This window comes from Variovorax sp. S12S4, assembly GCF_023195515.1.
In the GTDB taxonomy this organism is placed as follows: domain Bacteria; phylum Pseudomonadota; class Gammaproteobacteria; order Burkholderiales; family Burkholderiaceae_C; genus Variovorax.
Map to the genome: position 1 here is coordinate 2,205,774 of NZ_JALPKR020000002.1, position 16,319 is coordinate 2,222,092.

At 67.1% G+C, this 16,319-nt stretch carries 14 protein-coding genes; 9 read left to right on the forward strand and 5 right to left on the reverse strand.

Annotation, left to right across the window (positions count from 1 at the left end; translation table 11 throughout):
• Positions 1-18 precede the first annotated feature (18 nt).
• From M0765_RS10920 to M0765_RS10930, 3 genes are read left to right on the forward strand one after another with little or no spacing between them, the layout of a single operon-like run.
• A complete protein-coding gene (locus M0765_RS10920; RefSeq protein ID WP_258503654.1) occupies positions 19-1,494 on the forward strand; it encodes a flavin-containing monooxygenase in 1,476 nt (491 codons plus the stop codon).
• A 41-nt stretch (positions 1,495-1,535) separates the two neighbouring features.
• Positions 1,536-2,060, forward strand: coding sequence for a CMD domain-containing protein (locus M0765_RS10925; RefSeq protein WP_258503655.1), 525 nt, complete (start codon positions 1,536-1,538; stop codon positions 2,058-2,060).
• A complete protein-coding gene (locus M0765_RS10930; protein WP_258503656.1) occupies positions 2,057-2,656 on the forward strand; it encodes a peroxidase-related enzyme in 600 nt (199 codons plus the stop codon). Before M0765_RS10925 ends, M0765_RS10930 begins: the two co-directional genes overlap by 4 nt.
• Here the strand turns inward: M0765_RS10930 and M0765_RS10935 are convergent.
• Both M0765_RS10935 and M0765_RS10940 read right to left on the reverse strand, forming a co-directional pair.
• Positions 2,651-3,730, reverse strand: coding sequence for an NAD/NADP octopine/nopaline dehydrogenase family protein (locus M0765_RS10935; protein WP_258503658.1), 1,080 nt, complete (start codon positions 3,728-3,730; stop codon positions 2,651-2,653). The two genes, M0765_RS10930 and M0765_RS10935, sit on opposite strands and share 6 nt — an antisense overlap.
• On the reverse strand, positions 3,723-4,697 hold the full coding sequence (locus M0765_RS10940) for a Bug family tripartite tricarboxylate transporter substrate binding protein (RefSeq protein WP_258503660.1): 975 nt from the start codon (positions 4,695-4,697) through the stop codon (positions 3,723-3,725). Before M0765_RS10940 ends, M0765_RS10935 begins: the two co-directional genes overlap by 8 nt.
• Before the next feature lie 204 nt (positions 4,698-4,901).
• Between M0765_RS10940 and leuS the strand changes: the two genes are divergently transcribed.
• The 6 genes from leuS (at position 4,902) to M0765_RS10970 (ending at position 13,996) form a co-directional block, all read left to right on the forward strand.
• Complete coding sequence (gene leuS, locus M0765_RS10945; protein ID WP_258503661.1) at positions 4,902-7,532, forward strand: leucine--tRNA ligase; 2,631 nt, start codon at positions 4,902-4,904, stop codon at positions 7,530-7,532.
• Positions 7,533-7,546: 14 nt separating this feature from the next.
• Positions 7,547-8,068, forward strand: coding sequence for an LPS-assembly lipoprotein LptE (locus M0765_RS10950; RefSeq protein ID WP_258503662.1), 522 nt, complete (start codon positions 7,547-7,549; stop codon positions 8,066-8,068).
• Between the two features lie 27 nt (positions 8,069-8,095).
• Complete coding sequence (gene holA / locus M0765_RS10955) at positions 8,096-9,163, forward strand: DNA polymerase III subunit delta (protein ID WP_258503663.1); 1,068 nt, start codon at positions 8,096-8,098, stop codon at positions 9,161-9,163.
• Between the two features lie 66 nt (positions 9,164-9,229).
• Positions 9,230-10,522: a glutamate-5-semialdehyde dehydrogenase gene (locus M0765_RS10960; protein ID WP_258503664.1), complete on the forward strand. Its 1,293-nt coding sequence runs from the start codon at positions 9,230-9,232 to the stop codon at positions 10,520-10,522.
• Between the two features lie 120 nt (positions 10,523-10,642).
• Positions 10,643-11,950, forward strand: coding sequence for a glutamate--cysteine ligase (gene gshA, locus M0765_RS10965; RefSeq protein WP_258503666.1), 1,308 nt, complete (start codon positions 10,643-10,645; stop codon positions 11,948-11,950).
• Between the two features lie 174 nt (positions 11,951-12,124).
• On the forward strand, positions 12,125-13,996 hold the full coding sequence (locus M0765_RS10970) for a potassium transporter Kup (RefSeq protein ID WP_258503668.1): 1,872 nt from the start codon (positions 12,125-12,127) through the stop codon (positions 13,994-13,996).
• Between the two features lie 40 nt (positions 13,997-14,036).
• On the opposite strand, the gene M0765_RS10975 is transcribed toward M0765_RS10970, so the two are convergent.
• Genes M0765_RS10975 through M0765_RS10985 form a run of 3 tightly spaced genes read right to left on the reverse strand, consistent with a single transcriptional unit; the run spans position 14,037 to position 16,173 of the window.
• A complete protein-coding gene (locus M0765_RS10975) occupies positions 14,037-14,774 on the reverse strand; it encodes a GntR family transcriptional regulator (protein ID WP_258503669.1) in 738 nt (245 codons plus the stop codon).
• A gap of 42 nt (positions 14,775-14,816) precedes the next feature.
• On the reverse strand, positions 14,817-15,740 hold the full coding sequence (locus M0765_RS10980) for a polysaccharide deacetylase family protein (RefSeq protein ID WP_258503670.1): 924 nt from the start codon (positions 15,738-15,740) through the stop codon (positions 14,817-14,819).
• Positions 15,741-15,750: 10 nt separating this feature from the next.
• A complete protein-coding gene (locus tag M0765_RS10985; protein ID WP_258503671.1) occupies positions 15,751-16,173 on the reverse strand; it encodes a nuclear transport factor 2 family protein in 423 nt (140 codons plus the stop codon).
• Between the last annotated feature and the right edge of the window lie 146 nt (positions 16,174-16,319).

Genomic DNA, 16,319 nt, shown 5'->3' on the forward strand with positions numbered 1-16,319 from the left:
CCCGTTCCCGCTCGCAAGATGACAACCGACTCCGTTTCCCTCGTACTTTCTTCTTCGCCGGAAGGCCTGGCCGCGCTCGAGCGGCGGCTTGCCAAGGACCTTGAATGCCTGGGCTGGCCCGCACGCTCATGGATGCCCGTTCGCGAACACGCGGGCGAGCCGGTGCTCGACGTGGCCATCATCGGCGGCGGGCAGGCCGGGCTGGCGGCCGCCGCGGCCCTTGCGCAACAGGGCATCCGGGCCGTGGTGTTCGACCGATCGCCCGCAGGCAACGAAGGCCCGTGGGCCACCACGGCGCGCATGGAAACCCTGCGTTCGCCCAAGGAGCTGACCGGCCCTGCGCTCGGCTTGCCCGCGCTGACCTTCCGTGCGTGGTTCGAGGCGCAGTTCGGCGCCGAAGCCTGGGCGGCGCTGGACAAGATCCCGCGCCTCCAGTGGATGGACTACCTGGTCTGGTACCGCCGGGTGATGAACGTCGACGTGCGCAACGAAACCGCGGTCACCGCGATCAAGCCGCTGCCCGATTCGCCGCTGGTACGGCTGGAACTGCGCACGCCCGCCGGAGCGCAGCGCGTGCTGGCGCGCCGCGTGGTGCTTGCCACCGGCCGCGACGGGCTCGGCGGCCCGGCCGTTCCCGCTTTCGTCAACGCACTGCCGCGCTCGCAATGGGCGCATTCTTCCGACGCCATGGACTACGGCAAGCTGGCCGGCCTGAGCGTGGGCGTGATCGGCGCGGGCTCTTCGGCCATGGACAGCGCGGCCACCGCGCTGGAATGCGGCGCCCACAGCGTGGAGCTGCTGATCCGCCGGCCCGACCTGCCGCGCGTCAACAAGGGCAAGGGCGCCGGCGTGCCGGGCCTGACGCAGGGGCACTACGACCTGCCCGATGAGCTCAAGTGGCGCATTCGCCACTACATCAACGTGGCGAACGTGCCGCCGCCGCACGGCAGCACGCTGCGCGTGTCGCGGTTTCCGAACGCGTTCTTCAACTTCGGTTGCCCGGTTCTTTCGATCGAGCCGCAGGGCACGGCCATGCGGGTGGCAACGCCGAAGGGCGATTTCGTGTTCGACTTTCTCATTGTCTCCACCGGCTTCAAGGTCGACTGGGGCAATCGGCCGGAGTTCGACGCCATCGCGCCGCATGTGCGCACATGGGGTGACCGCTTCTTGCCCGCGCCCGGCAACGAGGACCAGGAACTGGCCGATTCGCCCGATCTCGGCCCGGTGTTCGAATTTCAGGAACGCGCGAAGGGCGAATGCCCGGGGCTCGACCGCATCCATTGCTTTTGCTACCCGGCGGCCTTGTCGCATGGCACGGTCTCGGGCGACATACCCGCGATCAGCGACGGCGCCAGGCGGCTTGCGAGCGGCATGGCCAGCCTGTTCTATCGAGAGGATTTCGAGCACCACTTTGCCAACATCGAGGCCTACAGCGAGCCCGAGCTGTTCGGCGACGAGTGGGTGCCCGCGCCGCCACCCGCTGAACGCGGCTGAACCTGCAGACCCATTCAACGGATTGAATTGAACTGAAACGCATGACAACAACCTCCTACGACGCATCCACACCGCTCGACGTGGTCGACGCCTCGGTGCCGCTGGCACCAACCCAGCCCACCCGCATGCTGCGGCTGCAGCGCGACAAGGTCGTGGCGGCCACGCAGGGCAGCTACGACGCCATGTTCTCGCCCACGGTCGAAGGCCTTTCGGTGGCCGAGCGCCTGCTGGTGGCGCTGCACGCCTGCAGCGTGTCGAAAGCCGCGACGCTTGCCGCGCACTATCGCGAGCGCTTGCTGGCCGAGGGCGCGGACCGCGAGCTGGTTGCCGCCGTAGGGAGCGGCGCAGCGGTGGCGGATGCGCGCCTGCGCACGGTGCTGGCGTTCACCGCCAGCCTGATCGAGCGCCCCATCGAAGGCGACAAGGCCTCGGTCGAGGCGCTGGCCCAGGCGGGCCTTTCGACCCCTGCGATCGTCGCGCTGGGCCAGCTGATCGCCTTCTTGTCCTACCAGATACGCATGGTCGCGGGCCTGCAGGCCTTGGCGGCTGCGGAGGTGTCGCAATGACCACGCCGATTCGCATCAAGGGCTTTACCAACGAGGTGCTGAGCTGGAAGCCCTGGCTCGACCCGGTCGACGTTGCCGTTGCCACGCCGGCCCAACTGGCCGCGCTCGACGAGATGAGCCCGCAGGCGCGCACCTCGCCGTACTTTCTGGTGCTGGCGCATCAGCCCGAAATGCTGCTGCAGCGCTCCATTGCCTTCAACGCGATCATGTTTGCGCCGGGCGGCATGCCGCGGGCCGAGCGCGAGCTGGGTGCCACGGTGGAATCGCGTGTCAACGGCTGCGTGTATTGCGCCTCGGTGCATGCGCAGCGCTTCGAGCAGCTGGCCAAGCGCAACGACGTGATTTCGCAGGTGTTCGAGGAGCCTGCTGGGGCGGGCACCACGGCGCGCGAAAAGGCCATCGTCGAATTTTCGATACGCCTGGGCGCCGAGCCCGACAAGGTATCGGCCGAGGATGTGCGAGCGCTGAAAGAGGTGGGACTGACCGAACTCGAGATCCTCGACCTGGTCCACTCGGTGGCGCTTTTTGCCTGGGCCAACCGGCTGATGCTCAACCTGGGCGAGCCGGTCTTTCCCGAGGCAACGGCAACTTCATAGGCGGGCGAGCAGCCCGGCCACGGTTTCGCCGGCCAGCTTAGGCGGCGCCAGCAGGTCATTCTGCTGCCGATATTCGGTGCCGCTCACCAGCGAGGCGGCGTCCACGATGGTGCGTGTCGCCGGCGTGGGCACGCCGGCAATCTGCCCCAGCGCCTCGATAAAGGCCAGGCCGTAGGGCATGTCCTCGGTCACGAAGCGGGTGTCGGTGCGCACGGGGCCCGGCGGGCCGCCGCGCTTGGCATGAAGTTCGGCCGCAATGTCTTCGAGCCGTGCCGATTCCGTGCCGAACGATCGCGCAAAGTGTTCCTCGATGGGGCCGAGCTCGATACCGAAGGCGCTGGCCACCGCTCGCCGTTCCAGGTCCAGCGCCTCGATTGCGCGGGCCACGCCGGGGGTCATGCAGTGGTACTGCGGCCAGTTTTCCGCGCGCTCGATGCGGCTCCAGTTGAAGACGGCCAGCGGGCCGTGGGACTGTGGGTTGACGTTCGCAAGCGCACTGGCGAGCGTGTTTTTCTGCGGGAAGAAGCCGTCGCCGAACAGGGCGGTGCACAGCGCAACGGCGTCCTCGAGGTTGGCGCCCGGCAGGGCGGACACGCCGACCGCCTTGCGCCGGGTCATCACTTTGACCTGCGTGCCCGACTCGCGGCGCGCGGTCAGCACCGTGGTGCCGAAGCTCGCAACGGTGATCCGCAGACCTGCGCGAAGGGCGCTTTCGTACAGATAGAGCGAAGACAGCGAGGCCATCGAGCTGACGATCACCGTCTGCCCGTCGCGCAGGAAGGGCAGCAGCGCATCCATCACGCGCTTGTGCCCATTCACCGGCAGTGCGATCAGCAGCAGGTCCGATGCAAGGCAAAGCTGGGCCGCATCGTCCGCCACTTCGGCCGTGACGCTGCACGGCTGCACGCCGCTGGCTTCGAGCGGTTGCGTGCGCAAGGCCTCGGCGCCGTGGCCGCTCGGCGACCAGAGCATGGCGTCGTGCCCCACCTGCCGCAGCCACGCCGCGCTGGCGAGCGCAATCGCGCCGGCGCCGGCAATGCCGACCCGGTAGCGCTTTCCCGCAAGCTCAGTCAATCTTGATTCCGCCCTGCTTGATCACCTTCGCCCAGCGCTGGCTGTCTTCCGAAATGACCTTGCCCAGTGCCGCGCCGCCGCCGCAGGTGTTCACCGCGCCCAGTTGCGCGAAACGCTGTTTCGTTTCGGGCAGGTTGCATACCTCGACCAGCGCTGCGGAAAGCTTTTCGAGGCTGGCCGCGGGCATGCGCGCGGGGGCCATCACGCCGACCCAGACCGGCACCTCCATGCCGGCAAGGCCTGCTGCCTCGGCCACCGTCGGAGGCGTGCCGAGGCTGGGCAGCGCCGCGCGCGAGAAGGTGCCGAGCACGCGGGCCTTGCCGCTCGCGACCATCGGCTCGATGGAAGCGGCGCTGGTCACGATCAGCGCCACCTGGCCGCCCAGCAGGTCGGTGAGTGCCGGCGCCGCGCCGCGGTACGGCACATGCAGCAGGTTCACGCCGCCCGCCTGTGCGAGCAGGGCGCCCGTGAGGTGCGACACCGTGCCGTTGCCGGTCGATGCGTAGGTGAGCTGGCCGGGTTTGGCCTTGGCGTCGCGCAGCACGTCGGCCACGGTCTTGTAGGGGCTTTCGGTGCGCACGGCCAAGGTCATCGGCGTATCTCCGACCAGCGCCACGGGCGCGAGGTCGTGCACCGGGTCGTAGGGCAGCTTCGCCTGCAGATGGGGCGCGACGGTGATGGCGCCGCCGGTCGCCAGCAGCACCGTGGCGCCATCGGTCGCCTTCGCCACCGCGTCGGCCGCCAGGATGCCGCCCGCGCCCGCCTTGTTGTCGACGATGACGCTGCCGCCCAGCTTTTCGGTTAGCTTGGCGCCCAGGTAGCGGGCAATCACATCCTGCGCGCCGCCGGGGGCGAAGGGCACGACGATGCGCAGCGGCTTGTCGCTCGCCTGCTGCGCCCACAGCGGCGTGGCAGTGGCAAGGCAGGCCGCAAGCCCCAGTGCCAGGTGTTTCCAAAGCAGTTTCATGGCTTTTTCCGATCCGCGTCAGGTGGCAGGAAGTCCCGCATTTTTCGTGAAACACCGCGGAACCGGCTTTGCCGGGCCGCTGGTGTTGCCCCCGGTAGGGGTTGGCGAAGCGACACGAAGTGCGCGAAGACTGGGGGCGAGTCTAGTCCGGCGCGATAATCCGCCTTCCCCGGCCGCTCCGAGCCGGGCTCCTGCCGTACCGTCATGAACCCCAGCTACAAACCCAGCGACGTCGAGTCCGCTGCCCAGGCGCAATGGAGCGCCGCCGATGCCTACCGCGTCACCGAGGACGCGAGCCGCAAAAAGTATTACGCCTGCTCGATGCTGCCGTACCCCAGCGGCAAGCTGCACATGGGCCATGTGCGCAACTACACCATCAACGACATGCTCACGCGCTACCTGCGCATGAGCGGCTACAACGTGCTAATGCCCATGGGCTGGGACGCCTTCGGCCTGCCGGCCGAAAACGCGGCGCTGAAGAACGGCGTGCCGCCGGCCAAGTGGACGTACGAGAACATCGACTACATGCGCGGCCAGCTCCAGGCCATGGGCCTGGCCATCGACTGGAGCCGCGAGATCGCCACCTGCGACCCGAGCTACTACAAGTGGAACCAGTGGTTGTTCTTGAAGATGCTCGAAAAGGGCATTGCCTACCGCAAGACCCAGGTCGTCAACTGGGACCCGGTCGACCAGACCGTGCTGGCCAACGAGCAGGTGATCGACGGCAAGGGCTGGCGCACCGGCGCCACGGTCGAGCGCCGCGAGATCCCGGGCTACTACCTGAAGATCAGCGACTACGCCGAAGAGCTGCTCGAGCACACCCAGCACAAGCTGCCGGGCTGGCCCGAACGGGTCAAGCTGATGCAGGAGAACTGGATCGGCAAGAGCGAGGGCGTGCGCTTCGCCTTCACGCACGACATCAAGGACGCGAGCGGCCAGTTGATCCAGGACGGCCGCATGTACGTGTTCACCACGCGCGCCGACACCATCATGGGCGTGACCTTCTGCGCCGTGGCGCCGGAGCATCCGCTGGCCGCACACGCCGCCACGCTCGACCCCAAGGTCGCGGCCTTCATCGAGGAATGCAAGGCCGGCGGCACCACCGAGGCCGAGCTCGCCACGCAGGAAAAGAAGGGCGTGCCCACGGGCCTGACCGTGACGCACCCGATCACCGACGAGCAGGTGCCGGTGTGGGTGGGCAACTACGTGCTCATCAACTACGGCGACGGCGCCGTGATGGGCGTGCCCGCGCACGACGAGCGCGACTTCGCCTTTGCCAACAAGTACGGCATCGAGATCATCCAGGTGGTGCTGGTCGACGACGAGCCGCACTTCGACTATCACAAGTGGCAGGACTGGTACGGCGACAAGCAACGCGGCGTCACCATCAACTCCGACAACTTCAGCGGCATGACCCACAAGGAGGCCGTGGCCGCCGTGGCGCACGCGCTCGCCCAGAAGGGCCTGGGCGAGATGCAGACCACCTGGCGCCTGCGCGACTGGGGCGTGAGCCGCCAGCGCTACTGGGGCACGCCGATCCCGATCATCCATTGCGAAGAGCACGGCGCGGTGCCGGTCCCCGAGAAGGACCTGCCCGTGGTGCTGCCGACCGACTGCGTGCCCGACGGCTCGGGCAACCCGCTGGCCAAGCACGAAGGCTTTCACGCCGGCGTGGTCTGCCCCGTGTGCGGCAAGGCCGCGCGGCGCGAGACCGACACGATGGACACCTTCGTCGACAGCTCGTGGTACTTCATGCGCTACTGCGACCCGAAGAACGACCAAGCGATGGTGGCCGAGGGGGCCGACTACTGGATGCCGATGGACCAGTACATCGGTGGCATCGAGCACGCGATTCTTCATCTGCTGTATGCGCGCTTCTGGACCAAGGTGATGCGCGACCTGGGCCTGGTGAAGGTCGACGAGCCCTTCAGCAAGCTGCTCACGCAGGGCATGGTGCTGAACCACATCTACTACCACCGCGACGAGAAGGGTGGCAAGAACTACCACCCGCCTTTGGAGGTGACGCCCGTGCTCGACGCACAGGGCCGCATCGTCGGCGGCACCACCGCCGACGGCACCAAGGTTGAGTACGGCGGTGTCGGCAAGATGGGCAAGAGCGAGCGCAACGGCGTCGACCCGCAGGACCTGATCGAGAAGTACGGCGCCGACACCGCGCGCCTGTACACCATGTTCACCGCGCCGCCGGAAGCCACGCTCGAGTGGAACGACGCGGCCGTCGAAGGCAGCTACCGGTTCCTGCGCCGGGTGTGGAACTTCGGCGTGGCGCAGGCCGACGTGCAACCGGCAGCCGTTGGTGGCCAGTCTTTCGGCAAGAACGCCCAGGCGCTGCGCCGCGAGGTGCACACGGTGCTGCGCCAGGTCGACTACGACTACCAGCGCATGCAATACAACACGGTGGTGTCGGGCGCGATGAAGCTGCTCAATGCGCTCGAAGGCTTCAAGCCCGATGGCAGCCCCGCCGATGCGGCCGCGCTGCGCGAAGGCTTCGGCATCCTGCTGCGTTGCCTGTACCCCGCCACGCCGCACATCGCGTTCCAGCTCTGGCAGCAGCTCGGCTACGACAAGGAACTGGGCAATCTGCTCGACGCACCCTGGCCCGTGGTGGACGTGAGTGCGCTCGAGCAGGACGAGATCGAGCTCATGCTCCAGGTCAACGGCAAGCTGCGCGGCGCGCTGCGCGTGCCGGCCGGCGCTTCCAAGGCCGAGATCGAGCAGCTCGCGCTTTCCTGCGACGACTTCGTCAAGTTCGCGGAAGGCGCACCGGCCAAGCGCGTCATCGTGGTGCCCGGCCGCCTGGTCAACGTGGTCATTTGAGTAACGACACAAGCATGAACAATCGAATTGCCTCGCTGCCGCGCCGCAGCTTTCTACTGGGCCTGTCCGCCGTGGGCGCAAGCCTTGCGCTGGCCGGCTGCGGGTTCGAACTGCGCAAGGCGCCCGTGTTCGCGTTCAAGACGCTGGCCGTGTCGGGCAATTCGGAGCTCATCAACCGGCTGCGCCGCGAAATGCGCGCCGCCGGCACCGTGACGCTGGTGCCGCCCACCGAGGCGCAGACCGCCGACGCAATCCTCGAGATTCTTGGCGAGAACCGCGACCGCATCGTGATCTCGACCAACTCGGCCGGCGCGCTTCGCGAGCTGCAACTGCAGCTGCGCGTGCGCTTCTCGCTGCGCACGCCCGGCGGCAAGACGCTGCTGCCGCCCACCGAGGTGTCGCAGACGCGCGACCTGAGCTTCAACGAAACCAATGCGCTCGCCAAAGACGGCGAAGCCGAGCTGCTGTACCGCGACATGCAGGCCGACATCGCGCAGCAGCTGATGCGCCGCCTGGCTGCGGTCAAGGAACTCTAGGCGCAAGCCTGCGCCTGCCGCGATCCGATGCAACTTGCCAGCGCCCAGCTCGGGCCCCACCTGCAAAAGGGGCTGAAGTCCCTCTACACGATCCACGGCGACGAGCCGTTGCTCGCGCAAGAGGCCGCGGATGCGATTCGCGCCGCGGCGCGCACGCAGGGCTACACCGAGCGCAGCTCGTACACCGTGGCCGGCGCGCACTTCGACTGGAGCGCGGTGCTTGCGGCGGGCGGTTCGCTCTCGCTGTTCGCGGACAAGCAGATCGTCGAGATCCGCATTCCCTCGGGCAAGCCAGGCAAGGATGGCAGCACGGCGCTGCAGCAGTTGGCCGAAGCGGCGCAGGGCAACGACAGCACGCTCACGCTGGTGATGCTGCCGCGGCTCGACAAGGCCACGCGCACGGGTGCCTGGTTTTCGGCGCTCGAGAACAACGGTGTCAGCATCCAGGTCGACCCCATCGAGCGCGCCGCGCTGCCGCAGTGGATCGCGCAGCGCCTGGGTGTGCAGGGCCAGCGCGTGATGCCGGGCGACGAAGGCCAGCGCACGCTGCAGTTCTTCGCCGACCGCGTCGAAGGCAACCTGCTCGCGGCACATCAGGAAATCCAGAAGCTCGCCTTGCTGCATCCGGCGGGCGAACTGAGCTGGGAGCAAGTCGAGGCCGCGGTCAACAACGTGGCGCGCTACGACGTGTTCAAGCTGTCGGAAGCCGTGCTGGCCGGCAATCCGCAGCGTGTGGCACGCATGCTCGACGGACTGCAGGCCGAAGGCGAGGCCGAGGTGCTGGTGCACTACACGATTGCCGAGGACATCCGCGCGCTCAAGCGCGTGAAGGACGCCATGGCCTCGGGCCGGCCGCTGCCCATGGCGCTGCGCGAGAACCGCATCTGGGGTCCGCGCGAGCGCGCCTTCGAGCGCGTGCTGCCAAGGCTCGACGACCGCATGCTGGCCCGGCTGCTGCGCGCCGCGCATGTGGTGGACGGTATCTGCAAGGGGCTCAAGCAGCCCGATTGGCCCGCGAGCGGCTGGCAGGCGCTGCAGCGTCTGGCACTGATGCTGTGCCGCGCCTGCAGCAGCGGTCCGGTTCCCTCTCGCTGAGGGAGAAAGGACAACACCCAAGGGGTGCAAAGCCCGGGGTTGATCCAAATGCAGGAAAATGCCGACATGAACGCGTTCAACGTCAGCGAGCACATGCAGGCCCTCGGCCTGCAAGCCAAATCCGCCGCATTCCTCATGGCCCGTGCGGATGCAGCTACCAAAAACAGAGCATTGAAGGCCCTGGCCAAGCGCCTGCGCGAAGCCGGCCCCGGCCTTTCCGAGGCCAACCAGAAGGACCTGGAGCGCGCCACGGCCGCGGGCCTGTCGGCGCCGATGGTCGACCGCCTCAAGCTCACGCCCAAGGTCATCGAGACCGTGGCACAGGGCTGCGAGCAGCTCGCGGGCATGGCGGACGTGATCGGCGAGATCATCGGCATGAAGCAGCAGCCCAGCGGCATCCGCGTGGGCCAGATGCGCGTGCCGATCGGCGTGTTCGGCATGATCTACGAGAGCCGCCCCAACGTGACCATCGAGGCCGCGAGCCTCGCCATCAAGAGCGGCAACGCGGCCATCCTGCGCGGCGGCTCGGAGGCCATCGAGTCGAACAAGGCGCTGGCGCTGCTGGTGTCCGAGGCGCTGGCCGAGGCCGGGCTGCCGGTCGACGCGGTGCAATTGGTGCAGACCACCGACCGCGAGGCCGTGGGCCAGCTCATCGCCATGCCCGAGTTCGTGGACGTGATCATTCCGCGCGGCGGCAAGGGCCTGATCGAGCGCATCAGCCGCGACGCCAAGGTGCCGGTCATCAAGCACCTGGACGGCAACTGCCACGTCTACGTGGACGACACGGCAGAGTTTGAAATGGCGCTGCGCATCGTCGACAACGCCAAGACCCAGAAATACAGCCCCTGCAACGCGGCCGAGGGCCTCTTGGTATCGGCGGCGGTGGCCGAAGATTTCCTGCCCCGCATCGGTGCCATCTTTGCGGCCAAGGGCGTGGAAATGCGCTGCGACCCGGTTGCGGCCCGGATCCTGCGCGCGGACGATGCCGTCAACTCAAGCGGAAAAATCGTCGATGCGGTCGAGTCCGACTGGTCCGAGGAATACCTTGCCGCGGTGATCAGCATCAAGGTGGTCGAGGGCGTGGACGAGGCCATTGCGCACATCAACCGCTACTCGAGCCACCACACCGACGCCATCGTCACGCGCGACCATGTGCATGCACAGCGCTTTTTGCGAGAGGTCGATTCGGCGAGCGTCATGGTCAATGCGAGTACACGCTTCGCAGACGGTTTCGAGTTTGGCCTGGGGGCCGAAATCGGCATCAGCACCGACAAGTTCCATGCACGCGGGCCGGTCGGCATCGAAGGGCTGACCTCGCTCAAGTATGTGGTGCTTGGGCAGGGCGAAGTCCGGAGTTGATGCACCGAAGGCGGGCGGATTGAACCAAGACTGCCGTACGTAGTCTTGTCATTGGGGCGGCCACCCCCAAATCCTACAATTCCGCTCTACCTTCAAGTACAAAACCAACAAGGCCGCCGCATGGTTCCGCATCTCGTCACCGCCCTGACCGGCCCGATCAACGAACTGGAGCAGCGGGTACTCGACTCGACGCCCGCCATCGAGCGCTGGTTCCGGCTCGAATGGATGGAGCACACGCCGCCGTTCTACAGCGCCGTCGACATCCGCAATGCCGGCTTCAAGCTCGCACCGGTCGACACCAATCTGTTTCCGGGCGGCTGGAACAATCTCACCAAGGAGATGCTGCCGCTGGCAGTGCAGGCCGCACAGGCCGCCATCGAGAAGATCTGTCCGGAGGCGCGCAACCTGCTCGTCATTCCCGAGAACCACTCGAAGAACACCTTCTATCTCGCCAACATTGCGCAGTTGGTCCGCATCTTCCACATGGCGGGGCTCAACGTGCGGGTGGGGTCGATCGATCCGGCCATCAAGTCGCCCAAGAAGATCGAGTTGCCCAACGGCGAAACGGTATGCCTGGAGCCTGTGGTGCGCAGCAAGCGGCGCCTGGGGCTCAAGAATTTCGACCCCTGCACCATCCTGCTCAACAACGAGCTTTCGGCCGGCACGCCAGGCATCCTGGAAGACCTGCATGAGCAGTACCTGCTGCCGCCGCTGCACGCCGGCTGGTCGGTGCGGCGCAAGAGCAACCACCTGCACAGCTACGAAGAGCTCTCCAAGCGCTTCGGCAAGCTGCTGGGCATCGACCCATGGCTCATCAACCCGATCTATGCGCGCGCCGAGGGCGTCGACTTTGCCGAAGGCCGCGGCATCGACGTGCTGACCAGCCATGTGGACGCGGTGCTGACCAAGGTGCGCCGCAAATACAAGGAATACGGCATCAACGAGAAGCCCTTCGTGATCGTCAAGGGCCATACCGGCAGCGACGGCCCGGGCGTGATCACGGTGCATGACGCCAAAGAGGTCGAAGGGCTGGTCGGAAAGCCGCGCGCCGCATCGAGCACCAAGGCCGCCGCGGCCAGGGAACTGCGCGGGCCCGGCGAGGTGATCGTGCAGGAAGGCGTGCTGACCAACGAGCGGGTGCACAACGGCGTGGCCGAGCCGGTGGTCTACATGATGGACCGCTACGTGGTGGGCGGTTTCTACCGCGTGCATGCCGAGCGCGCCCCGGACGAAAACCTCAAGTCCCCGGGCGCGAGCTTTGTGCCGCTGGCTTTTTCGGAAAGCGCGCATCTGCCGCAGCCCGGCGCCAAGCCCGGCGCGAGCGCGCCGAACCGCTTCTACATGTATGGCGTGGTGGGCCGCCTGGCCATGGTGGCGGCCAGTTACGAGATGGAAGCCACCGATCCGGACGCCGAAATCTACGAATGATTTCGCGGGGCGGCTTGCGGCGCGTGCGGTCGGCGGCAAAATAGCGGCCCCACAGCAAAGGAAAGAAAAGGGCGGAGGGTGCGCGCAGCGGCTGGAAATTCCATCGCGGCAGCACTCCGGTGCGCGTAACGCCTGGTTACGCGCTTGCAATTCGCTCTTTTTCCCATCGACTTCGTGTCACCTCCCAAATCCTCTTCCGCCGCCGCCTTGATCATCGGCACCATCGGTGTCGTCTATGGCGACATCGGCACCAGCGTGCTGTATGCAGTCAAGGAAGTGTTCGGCCACGGCCACCTTCCTTTCACCGTCGAGAACGTCTACGGCATCCTGTCGATGTTCTTCTGGACGCTCACCGTCATCGTGTCGATCAAGTACGTGGTGCTGGTGCTGCGGGCCGACAACGAAGGCGAGGGCGGCCTGGTCGCCATGCTGGCGCTGGCCTCGCGCGCGGTGGCCGACAAGCCCAGGCTGCGCAACGTGCTGCTGCTGGTGGGCATCTTCGGCACCTCGCTCTTCTATGGCGACGGCGTCATCACGCCCGCCATCTCGGTGCTTTCCGCGGTGGAGGGCCTCGAAGTGGTGTCGCCCCACTTCAAGCACTATGTGCTGCCGATCACGCTGGTGGTGCTGTTCTGCCTCTTCGTGGTGCAAAAGCGCGGCACCGCGGGCATCGGCAAGTTCTTCGGCCCGATCACGCTGGCGTGGTTCCTGGCCATTGCGGTGCTCGGCGTGTCGCAGATCATTCACCACCCCGAAATCCTCAAGGCGCTGAACCCCTGGTTCGCGCTGAAGTTCATGTGGGACAACCCGGGCACCAGCTTCATTCTGCTGGGCGCCACCGTGCTGTGCGTCACGGGCGCCGAGGCGCTCTATGCCGACCTGGGCCACTTCGGCAAGCGGCCGATCCGCGTCGCGTGGTTCACGGTCGTGATGCCGGCGCTCACGCTCAACTACTTCGGCCAGGGCGCGTTGCTGCTCGAGAACCCCGAAGCGGTGAAGAACCCTTTCTTCATGATGGCGCCTGAATGGGCGCTCGTTCCGCTCGTGCTGCTGGCCACGGCCGCTACCGTCATCGCGTCGCAGGCGCTCATTACCGGCGCCTTCAGCGTCACGCGCCAGGTCATCCAGCTGGGCTACCTGCCGCGCCTGAACATCGAGCACACGAGCGTACGCACGGCCGGGCAGATCTACATTCCGCTGGTCAACTGGGGCCTGTTCGTGGCCATCGTGCTGGCGGTTGTCATGTTCCGCTCGTCGAGCAGCCTGGCCGCCGCCTATGGCATTGCCGTGACCACCGACATGCTCATCACCACGGTGCTGACCTTCTTCGTGATCCGTTATGCATGGAAGCTGCCTCTGGCGCTGTGCATCGCGTCCACGGCGGTCTTCTTCGTGGTCGACTTCCTGTTCTTCGCGTCCAACCTGCTCAAGCTGTTCGAAGGCGGCTGGTTCCCGCTGGTGATCGGCGGCTTCGTGTTCACCTTGATGATCACCTGGAAGGAAGGCCGCCGCCTGATGGGCGAGGTGCAGCGCGCCGACGCGATCGAGCTCAAGGCCTTTCTCGACTCCGTGTTCGAAAGCCCACCCGCGCGCGTGGAAGGCACGGCGGTGTTCCTGACCGCCGAGCCGGGCGTGGTGCCCAACGCGCTGCTGCACAACCTGAAGCACAACAAGGTGCTGCACGAGCAGAACATGTTCGTCACCGTGCGCAACCACGAGGTGCCCTGGATCCCGATGGACAAGCGCATCGAGATCGAGGCGCTCGGCCACCATTGCTGGCAGATCATCGTGCACTACGGCTTCAAGAACGACGTCGACCTGCCGCGCGCGCTGGACCACGCGCGCCTGCGCGGCTGCCAGCTCGAGCCCATGGCCACGAGCTACTTCCTCTCGCGCGACGTCGTCATTCCCACGCTCGGCAGCGGCATGGCGCCGTGGCGCGAAAAGCTGTTTGCGCAGATGCACCACAACGCGAGCGGCGCGGCCGCATTCCTGGGTCTGCCGAACAACGCGGTGGTGGAGCTGGGCTCGAAGATCGAGATTTGAGGCGGCGCAGGCCGCCTGCGTGCGGCTGCCTCGTCGCGGCTCAGCCCAGGCCCAGCATCTGCCCCAGGCTGCGCTGCGAGGCCGGGCGGTCGAGCGCGATGTTGCGCTCGAGCACCAGCAGGTGCTCTTCCATGAGCCGCACCGCGGTGTCGGCGTCGCCCCGCGCAATCGCGTCGACCACCTCCGCATGCTCGCCGTGCTCGCAGGCGGCATTGCCGGGCGGCTCGTAGAGCGCCACGATCAGCGAGCAGCGCGACATCAGCTCCGTCAGGTAGCGTTCCAGGATCGGGTTGCGTGCGAGCCGCGCAACGCGCAGGTGGAACGAGCTCGCGAGCCGCGCCCATTCGGGCTGCGTGTAGCGGTGCATGGCCGCATGCTCTTCCTTCAGGTGCCGGCGCAGTTCGGCAATCTCGGCGCGGGTGGCGTTGCGCACCGCCATGCGCACCAGCGCGGCTTCTAGCGCACGGCGGGCTTCGAAGATCTGCCGCGTCTCCTCGGGCGAGGGCATGGCCACGATGGCGCCGCGGTTCGGCCGCAGCTCCACGATGTGGTCGTGCGCAAGCCGTTGCAGCACCTTGCGCACCATTGCGCGGCTCACGCCGAACAGCTCGCACAGCGACGCCTCGGGCAGCTTGGTGCCGGGCGCCAGGCGCTGGTGGGTCACGCCTTCGAACACCGAGCGGTAGATGCGCTCCTCGATGTCGCCGTCGTCAGGCGGGGCGTCCGCGGCGGGCTGCCTTGCAGCGGTGGTTTTCAGCGAAGAAGGAGAGCGGGCCATGGGCAGGATGAGCAGGACGACGTGCCGATTATCGAGTCCGCTTCAGTCGAACTCCCCAGGCCGCCCGACGGCGAGCTGCGCAACGTGCGCCGCAATCGCCCCCGGCGTGGTGAACCAGATCTCGCCGCGATCGCGCGCGCGTGCAAGGTGCGCAAGCGCCGTGCGCAGGTGCCGCAGCCGGTAGGGCTGGCCCACGATGTACGGATGCAGCGCGAGGCCCATCACCAGCGGCTGCGCGCGCGCCTGCTCGCGCATCTCGTCGAAGTTGTCGACCACCATCGCGCTGAAGTCCTTCGCGTCCATCAGCCGGCCGACGATCATCGGAATGTCGTTGAGCTCCTGCGGATACGGCACCGACCAGATGGCGCCGCCGCCGCGCGTGCGCATGCGCACGGGCTGGTCGTCGTGGCACCAGTTGAGGGTGTAGCCGTAGCCGGTCTCCGCCAGCAGGTCGGGCGTGAGCGCGCTTTCGGAGATCCACGGCGAAAGCCATCCCGCGGGCGCCTGCCCGCTCTCGCGCAGCATGCGCTCGCGGCAGCGCACGAGCAATGCGCGTTCATGGGCTTCGTCCAGCGCGCCCTGGCGCTCGGCATTGCTGTGGCCGTGGCCGATGAGTTCGTCGCCGCGCGCCACCAGGGCCCCCACCAGTTCCGGGCAATGGTCGTACAGCGCGGTGTTCACCAGGGCGCCCGTGGGCAGCCCGAGCGCATCGAAGAGCTCGAGGCAGCGCCAGGCGCCCACGCGGTTGCCGTACTCGCGCCAGCCGTGGTTCAGCACGTCGGGCTGCGGAGAGGCCGGGCCGATGCAGGCGCCGAGCCCGTCGCCGAACGCGAAGTGCTCGATGTTGAAACCCAGGTACACCGCAAGCCGTGCGCCGTTGGGCCACGCATAGTCGGGCCGGCGCGTGATCGGCCGATAGTCGAAGCGCCCGTGCGAGGGCAGCAGCTCGGGCCAGCGCGTCGTCATGCGCCTTGCCTCACAGCACTGCCAGCCCGGCGCGCACCAGCAACCACTCGGCGCTGTCGTTCCACACGTCCATCTGCACGATGAGGCCGTGGCTCACCACGTACCGGTCGACGTAGCGATTGCCCTCGAAGGCCGTGCCGTCCGGCCATGCGCCGTAGAGCGTACCCAGGCTGTAGACCACGGTCTCTTCAGGCGTGCCGCCGGCCACCACCTCGGTGCGCTCGATCTTCTTCTTGACCCATGCGTAGCGCCTGGCGTTGAAGGCCGAGGTGTCGCCGGGTGCCCGCATCGGGCGGTTGCCGGTGAAGCGGATGCGGATGCCGGGCGCGGTGTAGCGCGAGGCCGACTCGGGGTCGGGAATCATCACCAGCCGAAGGAATTCGTCGACCACGGCGGCAGGGTCGGTGAGCGCGGGCGCAGCGGATGTGTCCATGGGGTTCTCCATTGATGGGCCATGGCGGTGCATGGCGAAAGGCTTGAGATGGCTGCAGCAATTCTCGTGCCGAATTGTCGACTTGCAAAAGCGTGAATTGTCGACAATATGAGCGATGGATTGTTGACTTGGCATGGCGCTTGCAT

Excerpts from the sequence above, each read along its gene's own strand:
- M0765_RS10940 (WP_258503660.1), bottom strand. The coding sequence starts at position 4,697 with ATGAAACTGCTTTGGAAACACCTGGCACTGGGGCTTGCGGCCTGCCTT.
- M0765_RS10985 (WP_258503671.1), bottom strand. The coding sequence starts at position 16,173 with ATGGACACATCCGCTGCGCCCGCGCTCACCGACCCTGCCGCCGTGGTC.
- leuS (WP_258503661.1), top strand. The coding sequence starts at position 4,902 with ATGAACCCCAGCTACAAACCCAGCGACGTCGAGTCCGCTGCCCAGGCG.
- M0765_RS10960 (WP_258503664.1), top strand. The coding sequence starts at position 9,230 with ATGAACGCGTTCAACGTCAGCGAGCACATGCAGGCCCTCGGCCTGCAA.
- M0765_RS10930 (WP_258503656.1), top strand. The coding sequence starts at position 2,057 with ATGACCACGCCGATTCGCATCAAGGGCTTTACCAACGAGGTGCTGAGC.
- M0765_RS10980 (WP_258503670.1), bottom strand. The coding sequence starts at position 15,740 with ATGACGACGCGCTGGCCCGAGCTGCTGCCCTCGCACGGGCGCTTCGAC.
- gshA (WP_258503666.1), top strand. The coding sequence starts at position 10,643 with ATGGTTCCGCATCTCGTCACCGCCCTGACCGGCCCGATCAACGAACTG.
- M0765_RS10920 (WP_258503654.1), top strand. The coding sequence starts at position 19 with ATGACAACCGACTCCGTTTCCCTCGTACTTTCTTCTTCGCCGGAAGGC.
- M0765_RS10975 (WP_258503669.1), bottom strand. The coding sequence starts at position 14,774 with ATGGCCCGCTCTCCTTCTTCGCTGAAAACCACCGCTGCAAGGCAGCCC.
- holA (WP_258503663.1), top strand. The coding sequence starts at position 8,096 with ATGCAACTTGCCAGCGCCCAGCTCGGGCCCCACCTGCAAAAGGGGCTG.
- M0765_RS10925 (WP_258503655.1), top strand. The coding sequence starts at position 1,536 with ATGACAACAACCTCCTACGACGCATCCACACCGCTCGACGTGGTCGAC.
- M0765_RS10950 (WP_258503662.1), top strand. The coding sequence starts at position 7,547 with ATGAACAATCGAATTGCCTCGCTGCCGCGCCGCAGCTTTCTACTGGGC.